The organism is Desulfocicer niacini, assembly GCF_054657595.1.
In genome coordinates this window covers 156,170-165,885 of sequence record NZ_BAAHYK010000007.1, presented here as the reverse complement: position 1 = coordinate 165,885, position 9,716 = coordinate 156,170, and the positions used below count along the sequence as shown (strand labels likewise).

The window sequence follows — 9,716 nt, the reverse complement described above, 5'->3', positions numbered from 1 at the left end:
GATGAGTCTTCTGATAGCTACTTCAAAATATTATGATGTCCTCCATGTTTTACACTTTCTTATCCCGTTGGGAGTGCTCAATCTTGCCTTAATTGCTATCGGTGCTTACCTGATTATCCGCTCAATAACTCGAATGAGACATTACGATCGTATTATTAATAAAATCAAGCGAAAGCATAGTATAATTGGGAAGTTTGTTAAGTGAATTTATGAAAGAATCCTAACGAATAAGGATAAATTGTGTGAGGAACGAACCACAATCTTATCCATTGGTTGGACAAGCCCTGCCATATGATAAGAAAATATCTTTTGGGGAACGTCGAATAGGTGATGCGCCTTCAATAAAATAATCTTTTTCAAGACACAGAATTGTATTAACCCATAATCAGGCTTTTAAAAAAAGTTTTTTATATCATAAAAATTTCGCCTCCTGTTTTTAAATGAACTGCAGCTTTTGCCATTAAAAAAAATCAACCGGGTGTCCCTGAATTTACCCTATCTCCGGAATCCAGGGATTTGTCATGTTGTGCTGACTTACCCGCGGAGACTATGCCTTATATGCTTGTTTCTGTTCGTCGGCTCATAGTTTTGCACTCGGGCCTTCTTCAGACCTTTCCTCGCGAAAACGCCTTTGCCGTCGGCTAATGTTTGTGCCATGATCTGTTGATCATGGCAGGATTCACACATAGGGAACTTGCACTCCATAAGTTCACACCCATACCGGGCGCACACAAATGTTTACACCGGACCGCAATTCGCTGTTGCAAGTCGCGAGTGCATCGGTCATGGTGAATTCATCATTAATCGACCATCGACGTAGCGGCCGTTGAAACTGGTGATGTGGCTTACGAATAACGCAAGTAAGCGTAAATTTTGTTTATGTTGCGCATATTTTATAAAAGCAATATAGTAAAAACACCATTTCCAAGCCTACCCAATGGACAGGGGGGCGGCTGCCGAAATAAAATACCTTCCAAAAAGCATTAGTAGAGCCATTGCTCAAGCTTAATCATGTTAATCGATTTCGTTATAAATACCTATTGAAATCGAAACATCGCGTTGTCGTTACATCGTGTAATAACAATGCCAGTACGCGTAATATTCAGCAGCCCCATTTTTTATAACAAAATCAATGCTTTATTTCGACAGGAGGGCTCTATGGTAAAAATCAGGACAGCCCAGATATACGAAGATATCATTGAAACAATACGTGACCCCCTTTTGATACTGGATCAAGACCTCAGGGTAGTTTTAGCCAGCCCTTCCTTCTATGAATTTTTCAAGGTAAAAACGGAAGAGACCGTGGGCCAACGCATCTATTACCTGGGCAATAAACAGTGGGATATCCCTAAGCTGCGGGAACTGTTGGAAACCATCCTTCCTGAAAAGACCACCTTTAATAACTATGAGGTTGAACACGTTTTTTCCAGCATCGGCAGGCGCACAATGCTGTTGAATGCCCGGCAGATTAAACGAGCGATGGGCAAGGAGCGGATCATCCTGCTTGCTATCGAAGACATCACCCAGCGTAAGCAATTGGAAGATATGTTAGCAGAATCGTTAGAGCGGTACCGGAAAGTTTTTGACACATTAAAAGACGGGATATTGCTTTTCGAAAAAGACGGATTAACAATTCGTCATGTGAATCCGGCCATCGAGGCGATGCTGGAATATTCCAAAGAGGAACTCATCGGCAATAATTTGGAGAATATCGTTTTTCCGGATGATATTGGTTCGTATCAGGAAATGAAGAAGACATTGAATGATGTCGGCATTCTTCATTACAGAGCTGCGCGGATAAAAAAGAAGACCGGGCAAATTTTTGATACCGATATTTATATGATCGATAAGACAGATTTAGTGCAGTGTGTTCTCGGCAATATATCCAAGCGCAAACAAGTGGAGGCATCCTTACATTCGAGCAATGAGAAATTTCGCTCTATTATGGACAACATCGGTATAGGCGTGGCCTTGATCAGTCCCGCAATGGAGGTACTCGAACTGAACCAAAAGATGCGAGAGTGGTTTCCAGACCTCGATCCACGCATCTCCCCGATTTGCTACCAGGCATTCAACAACCCACCGCGTGATGCGATCTGCGATTACTGCCCGACGTATAGGACATTAAAAGACGGATTCGTTCATGAAAACACGACCATAACGCCAGCGGCGAACGGTCCCCGAAATTACCACATCGTTTCGTCACCCATATTCGACAAAAATGGAGAGGTGACTGCCGCCATCGAAATGGTCAATGACATAACCGAACGGATAGCACTGGAAAAACAGCTTCGCCATTCCCAGCAGCTCGAATCCATAGGGACTTTGGCAGGTGGTATCGCTCATGATTTTAACAACATTTTATCATCCGTGATAGGGTATACAGAATTGGCTCTTGATATAACTGATAAAGGTATAGAGCTGGAAGAATACCTTGAAGAGATACATACGGCTGGAAAACGGGCAAAAGATCTTGTCAAACAGATACTGACGTTTGCCCGACAAGCTGAGGAAGAGGTAAGGCCGATTCAGGTTGATGTAATCGTCAAAGAAGTGCTTAAATTTATTCGCTCATCTCTGCCAACTACCATTGAAATCAAGCAAAACATTGAAAGTGATGCTTTGATCATGGGAAATGCAGCACAGGTTCATCAAATCATGATGAATCTTTGCACCAATGCCGCCCATGCCATGAAAGATGGGACTGGTGTACTGGAAATCAATTTGGAGGAAGTACAGACTGATTTCGGCTTGTTTCCGCCTGCAGTGGATGACTTGCAAATGGGAGATTATCTTAAATTGTCCGTATCAGATACCGGCAGCGGTATTTCACCGAGCGTCATCGGGCAAATTTTTGTTCCGTATTTCACCACCAAAGACATTGGTGAGGGCACAGGGATGGGGCTTTCAATGGTGCATGGCATTGTTGAAAATCATGGCGGAAAAATAACGGTTGATAGTGAATTGGGAAAAGGAACTACTTTTACGATCTATTTGCCGGTAACCAAACCACAAAATACCTTCCACCCATATAAACAAAGTGAGCTGCCTCTCGGGACAGAGCGGATTCTGTTTGTTGACGATGAGCTGCCCATCGCCAAATTGGGCGGTCGGATTTTAGAAGGGTTGGGATATAAGGTGAATGTTCAAACCAGGAGTATGGAGGCATTAGAATTGTTTAAAAACAACCCGAACGATTTTGATCTGGTTATCACGGATATGTCGATGCCGAATATGCCTGGCGATATGCTGGCCGCTCAGCTAATAAAAATCAGACATGATATTCCTGTAATCCTTTGCACCGGATACAGCAAAAAAATCTCAGAACAATTAATAGCAGCAATTGGTATAAAGGCAATTGAAAACAAGCCGGTTTTGAAGGCTGATCTGGCAAAAACCGTCCGAAAAGTACTGGATGAGCCCAAAGGCTAATATTGCGTTTAATTATCCTATGCACAAGTTTCAAGGGAACAGAAAAAATTCAGAATAGCGAATGAATGCTGCACGTTTAGGTATCTAAGAGGTTGCTGCTGTTAATATGCCTTTTTGAATGTCTCGTAAAGATCATTAATTGTTTTACCAATATTGACTTTGGAAAATTGAAGATGGAACATGGATGGTATCGGCAAGGTAAAGACATCACATAATCGGGTACACCACCCCACAAGCGGGTCAGTATAGGGCGGTTCATTTAAATCTGAACATATCTGCGGCCACAACTCGCGGATAGTAGAGAAAGGGTATAACCAGGCGCTGAAAATGAAGCCACTCGCTGACACTCGTAATGCGCCTCCGCTTTAACCTTGTGCGTGAAAACTAAGGGAAAAGGGAAACATAGACATTTCCGACCCACAGTTACGGAAAAATGCGAAGGGTCTGCTAAAGGAAGCATGGTGAGAATTCACCTTCTAAGGAACAATCCAACAACGCCATGATCCGCAACGAGACCGGCCGCAAGCAAATCCAGAAACGACATATCACGCCATCGGAATTGATGACATATGCGTTGGGAAATTGACGATTTTCCCAAAAAATATCCCCATCCGAAAAGAAGGATAATCACAACGGAACAATTTATAAAATAAAAAATTCATAAATACAATCACTTAAGACCACACAACAAATTTTTTAAATATTGCTCTTAAACAACGGTACAAAACCTGCATATTAGAATACAGGTTTAATCACAAAATAAATATTTGGGCAATATCATGAACATTTCTAATACCACATCCACGCAGATCCTTTTCCCCAATTTGTCAGGAAAAAACTCACAGATAGCTGCCGGCGACAGCTTTTTTCCAGACCCATTCCCATTACAGACAGATACCTTTCATATCAAGAGTTCCGCCATGGCCCAGACGGCCCCACCAATGAATGAATTTAATAAGGAAACTTCCACTGACAAACAAGGTGGCATTGAAAAACTTCCGGAGAAGCCAGGTGTCACGCCAAAAACCACGTTCACATTTAGGGATTTTCTTGATGTTATCAATCCATTACAGCATCTCCCCATCGTCGGCAACATCTACCGCGCCATCACCCATGATGAAATAAAGGCACCGGCACGAATTTTGGGTGATGGCCTTTTTGGAGGCATGGTGGGTGCAGCCATAGGGATTGTAAATTCAATTTTTTCAAAGCTAACAGGCAAGGATATCGGGGAACATGTTGCAAGTCTTTTCAAAGAAAATGATACCATTGCCTCACACACTCAAACAGACCAGGACGGAGAAAAAAAAGAGGCGTTGCATGCATCTTCCCCCGAGGGGATCCCAATGGCATCGGTATCACTCACACGCACCTTTCCAGATGCCCTTGTGAAAACAGCAGACAGCCTCCAATCATCTCTGGAGAAAAATATTGGAAATATACACCCCGCAAACAACACAACCGCCCCAGGGCTGAGGTCCATCCCCTTTGAGCAAAGGCTTGCTCTGGCTGATTACCAACGCATTGCTGCACAATTACAGATGTTTAACAATAAAGATGAACCCATGGAATCAACACTGGACCTTTACCATTAAAATTTCAGGACTGTTATCATGTCAGGAAGCACTGGAAAATACAGCAACTGTCATCTCCTGCCCTTTTTTTTTCTACCCTTTCTCCCATGCCGGTCAGGCGGTGCCATTTTAACCAGTTTCGGGTCAAACCGTGCGATGATTTCCACAAGATCCTTTTGTTGATCCATCACCGTCTCAATGGTTTTGTATGCCATGGGCGCTTCGTCAATGCCGGCAGAAATCAGCGTTACCCCTTTTGCGGCAAGCACGGCTGTAATCTCAGGCCAATCAAACTGTTTGATTGCCGCAGTGCGGCTCATGCATCTTCCAGCCCCATGGGCTGCGGAACAAAGAGACGCCTCATTGCCAAGCCCCCGGACGATAAAGGTCGGCGATGCCATGGATCCGGGAATCACTCCTAAAATCCCCTTACCGGCAGGAGTTGCCCCTTTTCGGTGCACGATCACCTCCCGTTTTCCCAGCTGTGTTTCCCATGCAAAGTTGTGATGATTCTCCAGGGATAAAAGAGAAGTTGCCCCCAGATGATTCAGCACGCTTTGGTGGATAATATCATGGTTTGCCGCCGAGTATCTGCCCATAAGTTCCATGGCCAGCCAGTATTCCCGGCCCTCTGAGCTTTTAAGGTCCAGCCAGGCAAGGTTGTTTAAATTTTTGGGAAGTTCCGGGTGAAGTCTCTTGGCAAGTGTACTGTAATGTTTTGCAATATCGGCGCCGGTGCCTCTGCTGCCGCTGTGGGTCATCAATGCCAGATACACCCCTTTTTCAAGACCAAGCGCATCGTTGTCAAGCACCAGGCGTCCAAATTCGGCAAAATGGTTGCCGGAGCCCGAGGTGCCCAGCTGTTTCCAGGCCCTATCCTTTAACGATGCCACCGGGTGGCAGAAGGACCAGTCATCATCCATGACCCCGTGATTTTTGGGCCTTGCAAAGGTTGCGCCCACCCCAAACCGGGTTTCGGTTTCCAGGGCGATTTTAAATTTTCCCCGGTTTTCTTCATACGCGTTAAAAGGAATATCAAGAAGGGTCATCTTTACCCTGCAGGCAATATCCACCCCCACGGCATAGGGGATGACAGCACCTTCAACGGCCAGAACGCCGCCAATGGGAAGCCCATACCCCTGGTGGGCATCGGGCATCAAGGCACCCTTTATGGCGATGGGAAGGGAACAGGCATCGTCCATCTGCTGCACCGCCCCGGCATCAAGATTATCCCCCCAGATTCGGTAGGGAGCCATCTTCTGATTTTTTTTATCATGGGTCATTGGTTGCGCCCTCCCCCAGACATGTCACCAGAAAAAGCGTGATCTTTAAATTTTTCTTTTTATATGAAAAGATCGCCTTCAAGCCTACCTCAGCAGAGCCCCTCCCCCGATGGGCAATAGGAACCGGACAATTGAGCTGTCTACAGTTCCGGTCCGAGACCATTGCCCGTCGGGGCGGCGGCGGTATAATACCATTTGGCTCCGCGTCTACGACCCTATATTTGTTGTATCCGACAGGACAGCTATCCCCTATTTTCTAACTGCCATACACCATCCGGGGAAGCCAGGTAACAAGGACCGGGAAAAAGGCAATGATGGCAAGCCCGATGAGCTGGATAATCACAAAGGGAATAATCCCCTTATAAAGATCCATGGTTGTGATTTCCGGGGGACACACCCCCTTTAAATAAAACAACGACGGGCCAAAGGGCGGGGTCATAAAGGATGTCTGGAGGTTCACGGCAAACATAATTCCGAACCACAGCGGATCATACCCGTAGTCAATAACAATGGGGGCTATGATGGGAATATGGATATAGGTAATTTCAATGAAATCCAGAAAAAATCCCAGCACAAAAATAAAGATCATGACCATGCTCACCAGTTGCCAGCCTGACAAATGCAAGCTGTCAATGAATTCCCGCAGCAAATCATCACCACCAAGGCCCCGGAAAACAAGGGCAAAACAGGTGGCCCCCATGATGATGATAAACACCATGCAGGTCATCTTTATGGTGCCTTGGGCCACCTCATGGAGCAGCTTGAACGAGAGGTTCCCGTTAAAGGCAGTTAAAAGGACCGCCCCAACAGCTCCCATGGCCCCGGATTCCGTTGGGGTGGCAATGCCAGCAAAGATGGTACCCAGCACGGCAAGGATTAAAAATAGCGGCGGCACCAGGGCTTTTAAAAGCTTCAGGATAAAAGCACTGTCAAAATTCGGTCCGTCGTGATGGACTTTAGGAACATGTCCGGAGGCAAAAAAAGTTGAAAAAAATATGAACAGGCAATAAAGCCCTACCAGAAGCAGCCCCGGCATTACGGCACCCATGAACATGTCACCAATGGGCACATCCATCACCGGTCCCAGTAGCAAAAGCACCAGACTTGGGGGGATGATCTGGCCAAGGGTTCCCGAAGCCGCCACCGTTCCCGATGCAAAGGACCGGGAGTAATTGTATTTCAGCATGGTGGGCAGAGACATCAAGCCCATGGTCACCACCGTGGCCCCCACAATACCCGTGGAGGCACCAAGCAAGGCACCCACCGCAATCACAGAGATGGCAAGCCCCCCCCGGACATTTCTAAAAAGCGTCTCCATGGCTTCAAGGAGCTCCCGGGCCAGCCCAGATCGTTCCAGCGCAAGACCCATGAAGATAAACAACGGTACCGCCATGAGCATGGTGTTGCCCATGATGCCCCACATGCGAAGGGGCAACAGGTCAAAAAAGGTGGGGGGCAACCCAATGAGTCCAAACAGAAAAGAGGTTCCCATCATGGTAAAGGTGACGGGAAATCCCACCATCAAGGCAATGGTCAACACCAGAAACAGCCAAGCCGCCAGGTAGTCGGCCATCCAGAAGGGTAAAAATTCAATCAACATTTATTTGGTTCATCCCCACATCTTCCAGGGGATTACCTGAAAGAAATAATGCACTTTTTATCCCAAGCAGCAGGCCCTGAAATAACATTAAAAAATACCCAGCCGGCAGGGCTGCCTTGATAATAAACCGCGCGGGAATCCCCCCGGGATCTATGGAGACTTCTCCTACCTCATAGGCCACCACCACCCAAGGGATGGTGGTTTTCAACACCAGATAACAGGAGGGAATCAAAAAAACAAAAACCCCCACCAGATTTATCAGGGCCTGTCTTTTACCGTCCATGAGGGAATACAGCACATCCACCCGGACATGGGCGTCATGGAGCAGGGTAAATCCCGCTCCCATGAGAAACACAAAGGCGAACAAGTGCCACTCCAGTTCCGCCATGAAGACGAAACTGGTGTTAAACACATAACGCATCACCACATTCCCGGCAATGACCAGTATGAAGGCAAACAATACGGTGGAGACCACCACACTGCCGATCCACTGGTTGATTCCGTCGCAGGCCCTTACAATTTTTTTTATGGTTTCAATCATTTAGGCCATCGTATTCCAATATACCTTTTCCGACATATTTCCCCACACCGCTGTTTTGGCCTGGAAGGCTTTATAATCCTCATGGACCTTCAGGGTAAAGGGGTCTTTCTGGGCCTCGGCCTCAATGACATCTTTGGAAATGGTTTTCATCTTTGCCATGACATCATCGGGATACACCTGAACATTGACACCGTGTTCCTTTACCAGTTTATCCAAGGCGGCGGCACTCTGCGCATCAAAGGCGGCCAGGGTCCGGATATTGATGTTGGCGGCGGCCGTGTCCAGAATACGCTGATAATGAGCCGGCAGCTCATTGTAGGCTTTTTTGTTAAAGAACAGCTCCAGCACCGGTCCGGGCTCATGCCATCCCGGGGTGTAGTAATACTTGGCGACCTTGTAAAGCCCCAGCAGAATATCATGAACCGGACCCACAAACTCAGCGGCATCCACCACGCCCCGCTCCAGGGAGGGGAAAATTTCCGCCGGGGGTACCATCACCGTGGTAACACCAATTTCGGAAAGCACCTTACCGGCAATACTGCCGATTCTCATTTTCAACCCCTTGAAATCCGCCAGGGAATTGATTTTCTTTTTGTACCAGCCCCCCATCTGCACACCGGAATTCCCCACCACCCGGGGGACCAGATCAAACTGATCATAGAGTTCATTCATCAAGGCCTGACCATTGCCCTCATAGAACCAGGCATTGATGGATTGGGCATTCATGCCAAAGGGAATGGAACCAAACCAGTTAAAGGCGTTGGATTTACCAGCCCAGAAATAGGGAGAACCGGAACCCATCTGCACGGTACCCTTGGACACGGCATCAAAGGCACCAAAGGGAGGTACCAGTTCGCCGCCACCATAGAGTTTAATTTTAAAGTTTCCGTCGGTCATTTCTTCCACATTTTTGCAGAACGCCTGAATGCCGTCGAACATGATTTTTACTTTGGGATTCCAGAAAGAGGTGGCCTGCCACCGGATTTTCTTGGGGCCGGCAATTACGGCCGGGGCACCAACAGTCAAGGCTGCTGCAGCTGCTGCCGTGCCAGCACCGGCTTTTTTTAAAAATGATCGTCTCTCCATGGGGACTCCTTACACTTTAAATGTGGACAAATTTATCTTCTATTAAAGCATAAACGAGTACCTTGATCATGCAATTTTGTCAACCGATATTCATTGCATAACAAAGCATGTAAGATTATTTTTAACAATTATTTTAGATAGTTGTAAATTTTTCTTTCAATAGAAACAGCTGGAGAGAAATTACATCAGCAGGAATTGAC

6 protein-coding genes are annotated in these 9,716 nt (G+C 46.5%); 2 read left to right on the top strand and 4 right to left on the bottom strand.

Going from position 1 to position 9,716, the window contains the following annotated elements:
• Positions 1–1,158 precede the first annotated feature (1,158 nt).
• Positions 1,159–3,432 carry a PAS domain-containing hybrid sensor histidine kinase/response regulator gene (locus ACYQ2M_RS05560; protein WP_459915331.1) on the top strand — a complete coding sequence of 758 codons (2,274 nt, stop codon included), beginning with the start codon at positions 1,159–1,161 and terminating at the stop codon, positions 3,430–3,432.
• 779 nt (positions 3,433–4,211) lie between these two features.
• Positions 4,212–5,027, top strand: coding sequence for a hypothetical protein (locus tag ACYQ2M_RS05555; RefSeq protein ID WP_459915330.1), 816 nt, complete (start codon positions 4,212–4,214; stop codon positions 5,025–5,027).
• Positions 5,028–5,077: 50 nt separating this feature from the next.
• Here ACYQ2M_RS05555 and ACYQ2M_RS05550 read toward each other — a convergent pair whose 3' ends face one another.
• The 4 genes from ACYQ2M_RS05550 to ACYQ2M_RS05535 form a co-directional block, all read right to left on the bottom strand.
• Complete coding sequence (locus tag ACYQ2M_RS05550) at positions 5,078–6,289, bottom strand: RtcB family protein (protein WP_459915329.1); 1,212 nt, start codon at positions 6,287–6,289, stop codon at positions 5,078–5,080.
• Positions 6,290–6,545: 256 nt separating this feature from the next.
• Positions 6,546–7,889, bottom strand: coding sequence for a TRAP transporter large permease (locus ACYQ2M_RS05545; protein ID WP_459915328.1), 1,344 nt, complete (start codon positions 7,887–7,889; stop codon positions 6,546–6,548).
• Positions 7,879–8,430, bottom strand: a complete 552-nt coding sequence (locus tag ACYQ2M_RS05540) for a TRAP transporter small permease subunit (RefSeq protein ID WP_459915327.1) — start codon at positions 8,428–8,430, stop codon at positions 7,879–7,881. Before ACYQ2M_RS05540 ends, ACYQ2M_RS05545 begins: the two co-directional genes overlap by 11 nt.
• On the bottom strand, positions 8,431–9,516 hold the full coding sequence (locus ACYQ2M_RS05535; protein WP_459915326.1) for a TRAP transporter substrate-binding protein: 1,086 nt from the start codon (positions 9,514–9,516) through the stop codon (positions 8,431–8,433). It lies immediately after the preceding gene.
• Positions 9,517–9,716 lie beyond the last annotated feature (200 nt).

What these genes read in the sequence shown, in the direction of transcription:
- ACYQ2M_RS05540 (WP_459915327.1), bottom strand. Translation starts at nt 8,430, where the DNA reads ATGATTGAAACCATAAAAAAAATTGTAAGGGCCTGCGACGGAATCAAC.
- ACYQ2M_RS05545 (WP_459915328.1), bottom strand. Translation starts at nt 7,889, where the DNA reads ATGTTGATTGAATTTTTACCCTTCTGGATGGCCGACTACCTGGCGGCT.
- ACYQ2M_RS05550 (WP_459915329.1), bottom strand. Translation starts at nt 6,289, where the DNA reads ATGACCCATGATAAAAAAAATCAGAAGATGGCTCCCTACCGAATCTGG.
- ACYQ2M_RS05555 (WP_459915330.1), top strand. Translation starts at nt 4,212, where the DNA reads ATGAACATTTCTAATACCACATCCACGCAGATCCTTTTCCCCAATTTG.
- ACYQ2M_RS05535 (WP_459915326.1), bottom strand. Translation starts at nt 9,516, where the DNA reads ATGGAGAGACGATCATTTTTAAAAAAAGCCGGTGCTGGCACGGCAGCA.
- ACYQ2M_RS05560 (WP_459915331.1), top strand. Translation starts at nt 1,159, where the DNA reads ATGGTAAAAATCAGGACAGCCCAGATATACGAAGATATCATTGAAACA.